Annotated in this window: 6 protein-coding genes and 1 pseudogene; 2 read left to right on the forward strand and 5 right to left on the reverse strand. The window is 40.2% G+C overall.

The features are described 5' to 3' along the window. Window positions 1-121 precede the first annotated feature (121 nt). The gene (locus ACWPVZ_RS09100) at window positions 122-2,362 is read left to right on the forward strand and encodes a glucosyl transferase (protein WP_454381871.1); all 2,241 of its coding nucleotides are present in this window, start codon (window positions 122-124) and stop codon (window positions 2,360-2,362) included. Between the two features lie 266 nt (window positions 2,363-2,628). After that, window positions 2,629-5,490, forward strand: coding sequence for a hypothetical protein (locus tag ACWPVZ_RS09105; protein ID WP_021147288.1), 2,862 nt, complete (start codon window positions 2,629-2,631; stop codon window positions 5,488-5,490). A 986-nt stretch (window positions 5,491-6,476) separates the two neighbouring features. Here the strand turns inward: ACWPVZ_RS09105 and ACWPVZ_RS09110 are convergent. The 5 genes and pseudogenes from ACWPVZ_RS09110 to pulA form a co-directional block, all read right to left on the reverse strand. Then, window positions 6,477-7,391 (reverse strand): annotated as a pseudogene (locus tag ACWPVZ_RS09110) (glycogen/starch synthase); the annotation flags it as partial. Then, window positions 7,388-8,524 carry a glucose-1-phosphate adenylyltransferase subunit GlgD gene (glgD, locus tag ACWPVZ_RS09115; RefSeq protein ID WP_070576883.1) on the reverse strand — a complete coding sequence of 379 codons (1,137 nt, stop codon included), beginning with the start codon at window positions 8,522-8,524 and terminating at the stop codon, window positions 7,388-7,390. The gene glgD and the pseudogene ACWPVZ_RS09110, both read right to left, overlap by 4 nt. Continuing rightward, the gene (locus ACWPVZ_RS09120; protein ID WP_060971508.1) at window positions 8,514-9,656 is read right to left on the reverse strand and encodes a glucose-1-phosphate adenylyltransferase; all 1,143 of its coding nucleotides are present in this window, start codon (window positions 9,654-9,656) and stop codon (window positions 8,514-8,516) included. Before ACWPVZ_RS09120 ends, glgD begins: the two co-directional genes overlap by 11 nt. A gap of 190 nt (window positions 9,657-9,846) precedes the next feature. After that, complete coding sequence (gene glgB / locus ACWPVZ_RS09125) at window positions 9,847-11,727, reverse strand: 1,4-alpha-glucan branching protein GlgB (RefSeq protein ID WP_021143825.1); 1,881 nt, start codon at window positions 11,725-11,727, stop codon at window positions 9,847-9,849. Window positions 11,728-11,896: 169 nt separating this feature from the next. Then, complete coding sequence (gene pulA, locus ACWPVZ_RS09130; RefSeq protein WP_454381872.1) at window positions 11,897-14,092, reverse strand: type I pullulanase; 2,196 nt, start codon at window positions 14,090-14,092, stop codon at window positions 11,897-11,899. Window positions 14,093-14,106: the final 14 nt, after the last annotated feature.

Below are 14,106 nucleotides of genomic sequence, written 5' to 3' on the forward strand. Positions count from 1 at the left end.
ATCCCCTCTCTCACTCGCATCACAATGTAATCGTTTTCTTATTTTTGTCTAAATTTCTTATTTTTTCTTGAAAGTCTCTAAAATAGCGCTATAATAGGACTTAGGAAATGGAGGAAAAAGTATGAAAGTACATTCTAATTTTACTGGACCTAAGTCCAAAAAACGTCTGATTGCATTCTCATGTGCAACTGCTCTTGCAAGTTTTGCCTTTATCGCAAGACCTGCCTTCGCTGAGGAAGCTAAAGCTGATAACTCATCAAACCTTGATGTGACTGCTGCTACCACTGCCAATGTGGAAACCACAGCAGACCTCGTAGAAACAAAGGTTGTCGAAGCTCCTGCTACTACTGAAAATGTGGCTAGCACAGAAAACACCACAAATGTCTCAGAACAAGCCTCAACTTCTACAGCAAGTTCTGAAACTGCCAGTGAAACAGCTTCAACAACTGCAAGCGAAAGTCAAGCACCTGCGGAATCAGCCACAGGCCAAACACGTGATGCTGTAACTACAGACCGAGCTGCCAATGAGACAGCTTCAGTACCTAATGAAACAAACGTCACTGGTGGTCAATACTATAGTGATGACCAAGGCAACTGGTATTATAAAGATTCCAGTGGTAAAAACCTCGTAGGCGAACAGACTATCGATGGCCAAAATGTTTATTTCCGCAGTAATGGGCAACAAGTTAAGGGGCCTTTACTCGATAGGAATAATAATCTATTTCGTTACTACGATGTTGATACTGGGCAACTATGGACGAATCGATACCTTGAATCCCAAGGTAATTGGTACTATTTAGGTAAAGATGGCTATCCACTCACTGGAGAACAAACTATCAATGGTCAAGAAGTCTACTTCGATTATAAAGGTGTTCAAATCAAAGGTGACTTTAGCGGAGAGGACTATAGCTATCCAGATCAAACTTTCTATTACGACTCTAACTCTGGTGCAAGGGTCCGAAAAGAAGGTCTAGTTCAGAATAAAAAAGGCCAAACCTTTTACATCAAGAACGATGGTTCTAAATTTACAGGAATACGTGAAATTGATGGTAATATCTACTATTTCAAAGCACGTGAAGCTGCCTCTCCTGTTGATACCGGCGTCCTACAAAAAGGAATCAGCATTTTACTAGAAGAAGGGCAAAATTCACCACGTACTTATGGTTTTGGTACCCCTACTAATATTACCCGTCGCTACTATTTTGACTCAGTTACTGGTCAAGCCGTTAAAAATCGCTATGTCCAAGAAAATGATGGCTGGTACTATTATGGTGCAGATGGAAATGCTATTCGTCCTCAAGATGGTGAAGTCAATATAGACGGTCAAATCGTTTACCTATATGCTAATGGTCGTCAAGCTAAGGGAGAGCTTGTTCTCGACAATGGTGTTCTTCGCTACTATGATCCTAATTCTGGAGCACGCGTCTCTAACACCACTCTAACAATTAATGGTATGACCTATCGATTTGATGAAAACGGCGTAGGTATGGATGCTCCTAACCCAAATGGTTATTATAGCAACGATAATGGAAACTGGTATTATAAGAACGTAAATGGAGACAACCTCACTGGTGCTCAAATCATTAACGGTCAAAAGTTATTTTTCCGCGACAATGGTCAACAGGTTAAAGGTGCTTATGGTGATTCCTACGGTGATTTATACGCATTCTACGATATTAATTCTGGAAATCTTGTAACCAATCGTTATGTTGAATACATGGGTAATTGGTTCTATGTAGGTAAAGACGGTAAGCCAGTCAAGGGAGCTCGAAATATCGATGGACAAGATGTCTTCTTCAACTATCGAGGGGTACAAGCTAAAGGAGGATTTGGTCAAGATGGCGTCTATATGCCTGAGTACTATTACGATAAAGATAATGGTCGCAAAGTAACCAAAGCTGGGTTTGTTAAAGATAACAGAGGCTTAACTTACTATCTTGACGAGAAAGGTAACAAAGTCCTTGGACTTCATGAAATCAATGGTGATTTATATTACTTCCGTCGAGGAGGTGCCTATAAGTACACCCAACTGGGTGACATGTGGCAAGACAGTATTAATTACATCGATGGTAAAATCTACTACTTCGGTCATGACGGTAGAGCAATTAAAAATCGTTTCTATCAATGGGGTAATTACTGGTACTACTTCTATGCGGATGGTTCAGCAGCTACTGGTGCCGTTCAGATTAATGGACAACAACTTTACTTCGATAAAAATCATGGTAGACAAGTTAAAGGCGCTTTTGCACCAGATGGTCACTACTACGATGAAAACTCTGGTGAACTCGTCACTAACCAAACACGTACTATCAAAGGTGTAACTTATCATTTTGATGAAAATGGTAACGCGACTAAAGTTTAAGCTATTCCTTACTTTAAGAAAACTTTAGGCTCTGCTCTATATACTATAATCATCCTAAAACTTTTCTTTTTCATAATCTCCTTATCCAGGGCACAGGTCCTGGATTTTTTTATTTTTTAAGTTCCTATGATTGCAAAAATTGTGACATTTGCCATTTACTCGCTTTCCTATGTAATCGTTTTCTTATTTTTGTCTAAATTTCTTATATTTTCTTGAAAGTCTCTAAAATAGCGCTATAATAGGACTTAGGAAATGGAGGAAAAAGTATGAAAGTACATTCTAATTTTACTGGACCTAAGTCCAAAAAACGTCTGATTGCATTCTCATGTGCAACTGCTCTTGCAGGTTTTGCCCTCATCGCAAAGCCTGCCTTCGCTGAGGAAGCTAAAGCTGATAACTCATCAAACCTTGATGTGAACGCTACTACCACTGCAAATGTGGAAACTACCGCAGACCTCGTAGAAACTAAGGTTGTCGAAGCTCCTGCTACTACTGAAAATTTAGGCACCACTCAAAGCACTACAAATGTCTCAGAACAAGCCACAACTTCTGCTGCAAGCTCTGAAGTTGTCAGTGAAACTGCCTCAACAACTGCAAACGAAAGCCAAACTCCTACAGAATCAGTTGCAGGCCAAACACGTGAAGCCGTAACTACAGACCGAGCTGCCAGCGAGACAGCTTCAGTACCTAATGAAACAAACGTCACTGGTGGTCAATACTATAGCGACGACCAAGGCTACTGGCATTACAAAGATGCTAGCGGTAAAGACCTGACTGGACCACAAACTATTGATGGCGTTAAGGTCTACTTCAATCCAGGCGGTGTTCAGGTTAAAGGGGGATTTGGCTGGGACGGTCACTATTATGACAAAGACTCTGGTGCTCTTGTTACTAATAAATTTGTTGAAGAATATGGTAGAACCTATTACGTTGATGAAAATGGTAATAAGGCAATTGGTTCTAAAGAAGTTAATGGAGCGTGGTATTATTTTGAGCAGTATGGTGAACTAATTAAAAACAATTTTGCTCCTGATGGCCGTTATTATGACAAATATGGTAAACAAGTGGATTTCGGAACAAACCGCTATTTCGAATTAAACGGGGAATGGTACTATGCTGGAAATGATGGTGCTATTTTAAAGGGACCACAAACCATCGATGGTGTTAAGGTTTACTTCCGACAATACGGAGCTCAAGTCAAAGGATATTTTGTCAAAGATGAGGGGGATAATAAATCTCGATACTACGATAAGGATACTGGTGCTCTTGCCACCAATCAATATGTTATCGCTTATAATCCTTACAAACATCGAAATGAACGTTATTATGTTAACGACCAAGGAATTCGGTTAACTGGTCCTCAAACAATTGACGGTAAACAAGTCTACTTCGATACCTACGAGGGAAGCCAGGTTTTCGACAATTTTGCTGACGATGGTTACTTTTACGATCAGGACGGAAATCGTGTTGATCTTGGTGCCAATCGTTATGTTCAAATCAGAGACAATTGGTACTATGTCGGTAACGATGGAAAAATTTTAACCGGTGAACACATTATTGATGGAGCTCACGTTTATTTTGAATATGGAGGTAAACAAGTTAAAGGAGATTTTGACTATAAAAATCAATTTCACGATAAAGACTCTGGAACTTTAGTTACTAATCGTTTCGTTACCGTTAATGACAAGACCTACTTCATTGGAGCAGATAGTAAGGCTATTAAAGGAGCGACCGTCATCGACAACATTGAATACTTCTTTGACGAAAAAACTGGCGCTCAGGTTAAGGGAAATTTCGCAAGTAACAAAAAATATTATAACAGTACTACTGGTGCTCTCGTAATCAATAGTTATGTCCAAGTCGACAAAGACTGGTACTACGTAGGCAATGACGGTAAACGGCTTAAAGGTTCTCAAACCATTAACAATGTTCCTGTATACTTTGACCCTTATGATGGTAAACAAGCCAAAGGTGTCTTTGGTAATGATGGCTACTTCTACGACAAAGATTCTGGTGCTAAAATAGACCTTGGTACCAATCGCTACGTTTACATCAACGATAACTGGTACTATCTTAATGGAGAAGGAAAAATCCTTAAAGGCGATCAAACCATCGACGGGGTACAGGTTCACTTTGATCCATATTATGGTAATCAAATTAAAGGAGAATTTACCGATAGTAATGGGCATGCGGTTAAAGCAAACTCCTATACTAGCCCAGTTAAGTACTATGATAAAAATTCTGGAGCTCTTGTAAAAGGTCAATACTTTAGCCATGATGGTAAATGGTACTATGCAGATGCAGAAGGTAATATCCTTAAAGGCTCACAAACCATCGATGGGGTACACGTTTACTTTGACTATAATGGTGTACAAGCTAAAGATACTGTTCTAGATGGTTACTACTACGATAAAGATAGTGGAGCACGAAAAGAACTCCCTCGTGATCAGTTTATTAAGATTGGTGACGATTTATACTACATTAGCAGTAATGGACGAACTGGGAATATAACTATTGATGGTAAGGATTACTATGTTGGTCGATATGGTAGAGTTCTTCGTGGTTCCTTTAACGTATACCAAGAGCCACCTTACTATGATGACGAAACTGGCGAAGCTGTGAAAAAAACTGGTTTTGTTAAATCTTATGGTCGTTGGTACTATATAGAGGAAGACGGAAAAAAAGCAAAGGGCTTTAAAGAAATTGATGGTAAGCTTTATTTCTTCTCTAACAATCCAATGAACAAATACGAAACAAACGAACAAGTTCGTGGACAATTAGCTAGACCTTACTTTTATATTTCCTTCCCAAATAGAGCAGAAGACAACCCAACTTACTACTTCGATGCTGAGACTGGAGCTGCTGTAACCAACCAATTCGTCTATGCAGATGGACACTGGTACTACTTCGGTAACGATGGAAAGGCTCTTCTATTTGATCAAGTCATCAATGGTCAACACCTCTACTTTGATTATGAAGGTAAACAAGTTAAGGGCGATTTCGTTACAGACTACAAGGGAACTCGTTATTATGACGAAAACTCTGGTGAGCTCGTCACCAACCAAACACGTACCATCAATGGTGTGACTTATCACTTTGATGAAATTGGGCGTGCGAAGCAATTATAAGGATTTTAGTAAAATAGACTAAGTTTTTCTCGCAGATATCTATACTAGAGGAAGTTGATTAATTTTAACTTCCTTTTTAAAATCCACGAAAATAATTTTTGTCTGCTTTAAGAAAACTTTAGGCTTTGCTTTATATACTATAAACATCCTAAAACTTTTCTTTTTCATAATCTCCTAAATCCAGGGCGCAGGTCCTGGATTTTTTTGTTTTTTGATAATTGTTTGAATTACTAAGAACTGGAAAAATCTCACCTAATAGCCAGAAAAATAGATGTTATTCTCTTTTATCAATCTCTTCACATTAAAAGAAAGCCTTTTTATTTTTAATATTGAAAAGGCTTTCTTATTGCATTATAATATAAATTAAAAAGGGGAGGTATTTGTTATGGAAACAAATAATAAGGTCAAACATCAAACATCTAAAAAGTATCTTATTGCATTTTCATGTGCATCAGCTCTTGCAAGTTTTGCGCTTATTGCAGGAGTTGCTTTTGCGGATGAAGTAACTACTGGTGAAGTACACAAGATTGACACGACAGCAAGTATTACTGCCAATGTGGAAACAACAGCAGACTTAGTTGAAACAAAGAGTACTGAAGCAACATCTTCTACTGAAAGTTCAACAGATGCTCCAGAGTTAGTAAGTTCGGAAAACACTAGAGAACCGGCCTCTGCAACCACTAATGAGAGTCAAGCTCCTACTGAAACAGCCATCGTTGAAGCACACGCCGTTTCAACAAGAGACAGTGCTGCTAGTGAAACAGCTACGGCAACTCCTGTTATCAATGAGGACGTAAACGTTACAGGTGGTCAATATTACAGTGACCAAAACGGTAAATGGCATTACAGAGATGCCAATGGTAATGACCTGACTGGACCACAAACAATTGATGAGATTCAAGTCTATTTCGATAAAGAAAATGGCATACAAGCTAAAGGCGTCTTTGCTAAGGATCCTAACGATGCTAAGAAACTAAATTTCTATTTTGGTCAGTCAAACGTGACACAATACCAATCAATGGAACGTCTTCACGAACTGGGAGACCAACACGTTCTTGAAGAGCTGCCTTGTCTTTGGCTTTACCTGACAAATCATCCACTGAGAAGTGATAAGGAATGTGAGCATCTGTTTCTGGATCAAGGAGGTCCGTATCGATACCATTAACAATACCAGACAACTTACCAGATTCCATGCGCATGATTTGATCAAGACCTTTACCAAATTCAGGTGTTTGAATTTCACCAGCGTATGATGGAGAAACTGTTGTTACACGGTCTGCGTAAAGAACAGCTGCTTTCATCCAGTTGAGGCAGTCATTCCAACGGAGAGTACCATCAGCATAACGCTCGTAACCAACACCAAAGATTTCCCAAAGCATACCACTGTCAAATTGACCTTGGAACTCAATATTATGGATAGTGAAGACTGTCTTAATACCTTGGTAAGCTTGAATCCAATGGTATTTTTCCTTAAGAAGGAATGGAATCATGGCTGTGTGGTAGTCATGAACATGGAGAATATCTGGAATAAAGTCCACTTTTTCCATCAACTCAAGGGCAGCCATTTGGAAGAAGCCAAAACGCTCACCATCATCCCACTCACCGTATACCGTACCACGGTTGAAATACTGTTCATTATCAATCAAGAAGAAGGTCACACCATCACGGACAATTTTCTTGATGCCGACATATTGACGACGCCAACCAACATTTGTATAGAAGAAGCCAAGGTCTTCAACCTGATCGCCAAATTTAGCCGAAACCACATCATAATATGGGAGAATTACGGCAACCTCGTGACCATTTTTGACTAGAGATTTAGGAAGAGCACCGATAACGTCACCCAAACCACCAGTTTTAGCGAAAGGTGCACCCTCTGCTGCTACAAATAAAATTTTCATCGTACAATATCCTCTGTTACAACGCTACCTTTTTTGATGATAACTGGGTTGTTTTCTGTACCGCGAACCGTAACACCTTCAGCGATTTCAACACCTTTATCCACAATAGCATATTCAACTGTTGCGCCTTTAGCAACTTTAACACGTGGGAAGATAATTGAATGGCTAACACTAGAACCTTCAGAAAAGTCAACATTACGTGAAATCATTGAGTTCTCAACTTTACCTCGAACAATCGAACCAGATGCAAATTGTGAAAGCTTAACTTCAGAAGAGTCTGCATAGTATGTTGGCTCTTCATTTTTAACTTTTGTATAAACTTTTTGGTTTGGTGCAAAAAGTTTATAGAATTTTTGTGATTCCAGCATATCCAAGTTAGCATCAAAGTACGCTTTTACTGAGTGGATATTTGAAAGGTAACCAGTGTACTCGTAAGCAAAAGCATTTTCAGCAACTGCCAAATCACGAAGTACATAACGAAGCTTACGAGGTTCTTCTTTAGCTGCTTCTTCTTCCAATTTTTCAATCAAGAATGGTGTATCCACAACAAAGATGTCTGTAGACATATTGTAAACTTCTTTATCGCCACCCTGGAAGAGCTCATGGCCAAGCACTTTGTCAGAGTCATCAATTTCTAAAACGCTGTTTACATCTGAAATGAGTTCTTTAGGAAGTTTTTTGTAGACCACAGTAACTTTTGGTTTTGTTGTACTGTGAAGGTGGAAAACTTGGTTAAGATCAATGTTGACCAAAACATCACTGTTAAGAGCTACAGTCTGATCTGAGCCTGAACGTTTAAGGTAAGTCAAAATTTGACGATAGTATTCCTCATCAACAGTTGAGCTTTCAACAGGAGTATTGTAAATACCAAGGTAGTAGTGACTGAGAAGAGTAGACAAGCCCCACTCACGACCTGAACGAATATGGTCGAAGACAGAACTGATGTTTTCGTTTTGGAAGATTCCGAAGACGCTACGGATACCAGCATTAGCCAAGTTAGACAACGGGAAGTCGATGAGGCGATATTTTCCGCCAAATGGTAGGCTGGCAATAGGACGGTGCTCAGTCAAACCACCCATGTCATGGAATCCTACGGTATTTCCTAGAATTGCAGAATATTTATCAATCTTCATCTTTTGGTACCCCCACTACTTCATTGTATCCTACGACTTGCACTTCTTCTGTACCGTCAATTTCCACACCATCGGAAATGTGTGCACCTTCACCGATAATAGCTCGTTTAATTTTTGCACCTTTACCAATAATTGCACCACTCATAATCACTGAATCTTCAACGACTGCCCCTTCACGAATTTGTGCACTTGTTGAAAGCACAGAATGTTTAACAGTTCCATCAACCAAACATCCATCAACAACGAGTGAATCTTCAACATGAGCATTCTCACCAAAGAAGTTTGGTGGAGCAATCACGTTACGTGAGTAAATTTTCCATTGACGGTTACGACTATCCAAGGCATTTTCAGGAGAAATGTACTCCATATTTGCTTCCCAAAGGGATTCGATAGTACCTACGTCTTTCCAATAGCCTTCAAATTCATAAGCAAAGACGCTTTCACCTGTTTCAAGATAAGCTGGGATAACGTTCTTACCAAAGTCTGACATATCAACTGAACTCTTTTCAGCTGATACTAACATATTGCGAAGACGTTTCCAATCAAAGATGTAAATACCCATTGATGCTTTCGTAGATTTAGGGTTTTCAGGTTTTTCTTCGAACTCAACAATACGGTTATTAGCATCAGTGTTCATGATACCGAAACGGCTAGCTTCTTTAAGTGGCACATCAAGAACGGCGACAGTAAGACTTGCGTTGTTATCTTTGTGAGATTGGAGCATATCATCATAGTCCATCTTGTAAATATGGTCACCAGACAAAATCAAAACATATTCAGGATTGATGCTATCGATATACTCAATGTTTTGATAAATAGCGTGGCTGGTACCTTCAAACCAACGATTACCTTCGCTAGCTGAGTAAGGTTGAAGAATTGATACACCAGAGTTAACACCATCCAATCCCCAACTTGAACCATTACCGATATGATTGTTCAAAGCAAGTGGTTGATACTGTGTAATGACACCTACATTGTTAATTCCTGAATTGGCACAGTTTGACAAACCAAAGTCAATGATACGGTAGCGTCCACCAAACTGAACAGCTGGTTTGGCAATACTTTGGGTCAATTTTCCAAGACGAGTTCCTTGCCCACCAGCAAGGATCAAAGCCAACATTTCATTTTTCATGAATAGTCCCCCTCATGATTTTTAGTTTCATCCTCAAAAGGATGTTAGACAATCAGCCGAAACTGATTATGACAATTAAAGTAAGTTTCTCAGTGTGGCAATAGTTTGGGCGTCAGAAAGCTTCTTTCAACCGTGACTTTCTTGCTATCATCCCTGAAAAACAAATCGTGTACACGTTTAATTCTACCCTTTATTTCAAGCGACGTTTAACACGCCAGATACTTGCTCCAAGAGCTGGCAATGTGAAGCTAAGGGTATTTTCATAATCCTTCCACTTCGCCTTTTGGGTACGAGTTTCAGGATTTCCTTCTTTCCAGACACCACCGAATTCTTCCATCTCAGTGTTAAGTACTTCTTGATAAATACCAGCGACTGGCAATCCAATAGTGAAGTCTTGACGTTCCACTGGAGCTAGGTTGAAGACACAGACAAGGAAGTCACCCTTATCGCCTTTGTCATCCTTACGAATGAAGGAAAGCACACTTTCAGCACGGTTATCCGCGTCAATGATTTCAATACCATCGTAAGAATCATCAATCTGCCAGAGAGATTTATGGTCCTTGTAGAAAGCATTCATATGGCTAGTAAAGGCCTGCATCTTCTGGTTCATCTCATCTTCAAGATTACCCCATTCGAGTTGATAATCAAACTTCCACTCCAAGAATTGACCAAACTCAGAACCCATAAAGAGCAATTTCTTACCTGGGTGACAGAGTTGGTAAGCATAGAGGTTACGAAGACCAGCAAATTGATTATAGCGGTCACCCCACATCTTATGCATCATGCTCTTCTTACCATGAACCACTTCATCATGTGAGAAAGGTAGAACATAGTTTTCATTGAAGCAATACATGAAACTGAAGGTCATCAGATTGAAGTCATACTGACGGTAAACTGGATCTTCTGCGTAGAATTTGAGGATATCGTTCATCCAACCCATATTCCATTTGAAGTCGAAACCTAGACCACCTTCTTCAATCGGTTGGGTGATTGGCGTTGCTGCAGTTGATTCTTCCGCAACCATCATAACATCTGGATAGCGTTTTTTAATTTCACGATTGAGTTTTTGAAGGAAGCCGTAGCCTTCCAAGTTACGATTTCCACCGTCCTTGTTAGGCATCCATGGACCTTCATCATAGTCCAAATAGAGCATGTTAGATACTGCATCCACTCGGATACCATCGATATGATAATTTTCAATCCAGTAAAGAGCACTTGAAATAAGGAAAGACTGAACTTGATTTTTTCCTAAGTCAAAGTTAAGTGCGCCCCAACGATAGTTATGAGCTCGATCATGATCCTGATATTCGAAAGTTGGTGTACCATCGAAGTAGGCCAAAGCATCGTCATTCTGTGTATAGTGACCTGGGACCCAGTCTACCAAGACACCGATATTATTCTGGTGACATGCTTCTACGAAATCTTGAAATTCTTCTGGTGTGCCATAGGTATGCTCAAAAGCAAAGTAACCCATAAGCTGGTAACCCCAACTCATCCCAAGAGGATGAGCCATGAGTGGCATGAATTCCACGTGAGTATAGTTCATCTCAACCAAATATGGAATCAACTCTTCTTTCAATTCTTTGAAAGTATAAGGTTGACCATCCTCTTTTAGTTTCCAAGATGATGCATGAGCTTCATAGATATTAACCGGACGTTTTTGGAAACCAAAGCGTTTACGACGACCCATCCAAAGGCCATCCTTCCACTTCTTAGTTTTCTTCTTACGAATCACAGCTCCTGTTCCAGGACGAGGCTCTAAGTAAGTCGCAAAAGGATCCATCTTTTCGACGACTTGACCTCCCTTACGTTTCACCAAGAACTTATAGAGTTGTCCTTCCTCTGGGAGAGCTGAAGTCGCCTCCCAAACACCGATATGGTTTTTGGTCATATCCAGAGGTTCATCAAACCAACCTGTGAAATCTCCAATTACCTGAATCTGCTCAGCATGAGGGGCCCACACACGGAAGATAAAACCTTCTTCTCCCTCTAATTCATGCACACCCAAATAATTCTGAAGGTGGAAGTTCTCACCTGTTCCAAATGTGTACATGGCTTCATCGAGATTCATACCATCACTCCTTTCTTAAACTAGCCTTGATAGTTCTAACTATCAAGAAATTAAAACATTGAAATATATGTAAATACACTAGAAAACCCTTCAGACCGATAGGGCTTACAAGTAAACAAAACCACTTATGTAAGCGTTTACTGTATTATAACATTTTTTGACATTCTTGTCAGTAAATCTCCAAATCTTTTTTCATATTATCGAACACAAAAGTCTTACGTAATTTTCCAGAAATATGTAATTCAACAATACCTGAATCGTACTCAGCTTTTGCGACATAGAGATTATCGTAAATATCTGCATATGAACGATATGAAAATTCTTGTACGGTTTGCTTACGCTCAATTAATTTGGCAACTTTAGCAACCAAGTCTTTCTTAAGAGTCACTTGATTCCAATCCACCTGATTAACAGCATCAGGAGCATTGTAGCTATTCATGGCACGCTTAACATCCGCTTCCGTGTAATTTCCATCTTCACCTGTTGCAACCATCTTACTACGCTGGAATTCTTGTCCCAACTGCATGAAACACATCCCTTGCATACTTAGATTAAGAGCATTTGCCAAGTAGATACGTTTTTCAATATCTTCTGGCGAATCATGTGGATGCAAATGATGCATAAGGTCATTCAAATTATAGTTGTCGTGCGCCTCGATATAGTTGAGGACCTGACCTGGCATGAGGTAGTTTACAAAACCACGGCTACCAAGCAGACTCTTGGCAATCTGGTCTTCCAATGGGGCTCCAGACACATAACCGTTACTGATGTGTCCATAGACTTCTGCCCCTTTAACGGCGTCACGCGCATTGTCATTGAAAAATCCGATTCTAGGCATCAAGGCTGCATTATCCTTCTTGCCCTTTTGATCCACAGGAAGACCAATTCCCATATCCCATCCTTCACCATATAGAAGAATCCTAGAATCAATATCATCCATGGCCGAACGAATGGCATTCATAGTAGCAACATCATGCAAGCCCATAAGGTCAAAACGGAAACCATCCACTCCAAATTCTTCTGCCCAATAGGTCAAAGAATCAATCATATACTTACGGTACATTTCCTTTTCACTGGCTGTTTCATTTCCACATCCTGACCCGTCTTGAAAAGACCCATTGTCATGCATACGGTAGTAATAGGCCGGTACAGACAGTTGGAAGGGAGAGCTGTAAGAAGAGTAAGTATGGTTATAAACCACATCCATGATGACCCCAATGCCTGCCTCATGGTAGGCCTGAATCATTTTCTTAAGCTCTAAAATTGGTGCCACGGGATTCTTTTGATCAGCAGCAAATTGACGATCTGGGACATTATAATTCTCAGGATCATACCCCCAGTTGTAGAGAAGCTTCCCATCTTTATCGTAGGTTTTATGGTGATCAAAGACCGGTTGCAACTGGACATAATTGTAACCCATGCGTTTGAGGTAATCAAAACCAGTCACATCTCCTAGGGCATTTCTAGTCCCTTTCTGACAGGCACCTAGGTATGTCCCTCTATAGGACTTCTTAACACCAGACGTCTCTGAGATTGAGAAATCACGGAGGTGCATTTCACAGATAACGGATGAGCAAGCATTTGCATTACGCCAGCTCGCTTTTTGCTTCGTTACCTTTTCATACCCTCTTGGTACAAGTCGCTTAGGATTGACCACTAAACTTTTTTTATTATCTAAGCTAAGGGCGATGCTATAAGGGTCTCTCGTATCCTGATAGAAGCTTTCCTCATGATAAACACGAAACTGGTAGGCTACCCCATCCAAATCCTTTTTGACAGTGGCACTCCAAACACCGTGAGTATTCATCTCATGACGGTCCTTATTGACGCTAGCTCCTCGACTCATCTTAATGACCTTAGGATTTTTACTGCCCTTTTTAAAAAGTAAGAGCTGCACACGACGAGCTAGTGGTGACCAAAGGCGAAACTCTGTAGCCCCTTTTTCATACTCATGCCCTAACCAGCCTTGAAAACCCCACTTTTGATCAAATTCCTGTCTACGAAGAGCCATATCAAAGGCATGCTGGTCGCGACCTTCAAAACTATGGCTAGTCAAGGCAGCCTGTTTAGAATAATAAACCGTTGGATCACCTTCAACTATCCAAATAGCATTGGGAGCATCCCCTAGGAAGCGTCGGACACGATAATCATGTGTTTGCCTCGACCAGTCTTCCGTTTTGACCAAAAGATTGACAGAATCAATAAAACGATTGGAGGGAGAAGTAACCTGACCAACAAGGCCAAAATCATCCTCACGTGAAAAATGGGCCTCTTCGCCCCAATAACCATCTAGCCACTTCCACATACTATATCGGGAATAGTCGCCATGCATACTATGAAAATGAACGGTTAATAAATTGTCCATTTTTTACTCCTTAG

The sequence above is a fragment of the Streptococcus sp. Marseille-Q6379 genome, assembly GCF_965119505.1.

Excerpts from the sequence above, each read along its gene's own strand:
- ACWPVZ_RS09100 (WP_454381871.1), top strand. The coding sequence starts at position 122 with ATGAAAGTACATTCTAATTTTACTGGACCTAAGTCCAAAAAACGTCTG.
- ACWPVZ_RS09105 (WP_021147288.1), top strand. The coding sequence starts at position 2,629 with ATGAAAGTACATTCTAATTTTACTGGACCTAAGTCCAAAAAACGTCTG.
- glgD (WP_070576883.1), bottom strand. The coding sequence starts at position 8,524 with ATGAAGATTGATAAATATTCTGCAATTCTAGGAAATACCGTAGGATTC.
- ACWPVZ_RS09120 (WP_060971508.1), bottom strand. The coding sequence starts at position 9,656 with ATGAAAAATGAAATGTTGGCTTTGATCCTTGCTGGTGGGCAAGGAACT.
- glgB (WP_021143825.1), bottom strand. The coding sequence starts at position 11,727 with ATGAATCTCGATGAAGCCATGTACACATTTGGAACAGGTGAGAACTTC.
- pulA (WP_454381872.1), bottom strand. The coding sequence starts at position 14,092 with ATGGACAATTTATTAACCGTTCATTTTCATAGTATGCATGGCGACTAT.